A 1,161-nucleotide genomic window follows, 5' to 3' on the forward strand; every position below is an offset into this window, starting at 1 on the left:
AGTTAGTTTCTAAATCCTAATGGCTCTCTTGGGTTAGTTGGGTAAAATGTATCACTGAATACATTTTATTATTCCCTATTTGCCAGAAGAGAAGGATGAACCACAAAGGCACAAAGGACACAAAGAGTAACTAGCGATCGATTAATCAAACTTATCACAGGAAAGACAAGAGAGCCATTCTAATTTTTATCTCAAGAAAACCTCCAATTTTTCTCATGACTTCAGAAACTAATTCCAACGAGATTAATCTATCGGCAACGGCACAGGCTCAATCTAAAGTAAATTTAATTGGCAAAATCGAGACTAAAAATCTAATACTTTCCGAGGAACTTTTAACCCGTTTAGAAACTCCATCGGGGGGTATTTTCAAGGTAGGAAATGCTCGAAAACGTCTCGCCTATTGGCAGGGAAGGAAGGAGGAAATCACCCAAATTAAGCAGTGGTTTAATGATCAAAATGTTGCGATGATTGGCATCAAAGGAGTTGGAGGAATTGGAAAATCTACCCTAGCCAGTAAAATTTTTGAGGAGAAAATTACCCTCGATCCTTCCCTAGGGGACGATGAAGATTTATTCCCAAAACGCTTTTGGTGGGAAGCGGGAAATCTGGGCGGATTTAGTGGTTTAGCTCGCCAATTCCTGACGGAATTTGGTTATCCCGTCCCCAAAGAAGAAATAGATTTACAGGAAGCTTTAATCAGACAATTGCAACGCCATCGCCACCTAATTATTATCGATAATCTAGAGAGTTTATTAGGGAAAGATGGTTCTTGGAATAATGAATTTTATCAGCAGTTTTTCACTGCTTGGATAGAAAAAGGTGACACGAGCAAAATTATAGTCACCACCAGAGAAAAGCCAAAAACTAGGGGTTTTAACCGTTGGATTGAGCTAAAAGGTTTGAAACCTCCTGAAGGGGCGCAATTGTTAGCGGAATCGCAAATAACAGGGGATCTAGAGAACTTTTCTCGACGGGTGGGTGGTCATCCATTACTCCTGCGATTGGTGGCGGATTTACTCCTAGCAGAATTTCCGCAAAACCCCAGTTTAGAAAGGTTAGCGGATTTAGGATTAGGAAATTTATCGCAACTTTTGAGCGATCCGCAGGTGGTGGGGAGTCATCGTCAAGAGACAGTGGGAATTGCTTTAGTTTTAGATGCTA

At 40.7% G+C, this 1,161-nt stretch carries 1 protein-coding gene; it reads left to right on the forward strand.

Features of this window, described 5'->3' with window-relative positions:
• Nucleotides 1–215: 215 nt before the first annotated feature.
• The coding region (locus PX484_RS23085) for an NB-ARC domain-containing protein (protein WP_288105716.1) at nt 216–1,161 on the forward strand (946 nt) is incomplete at its 3' end.

Source organism: Microcystis sp. M49636_WE2 (assembly GCF_030065375.1).
Classification (GTDB): Bacteria; Cyanobacteriota; Cyanobacteriia; order Cyanobacteriales; family Microcystaceae; genus Microcystis; species Microcystis aeruginosa_C.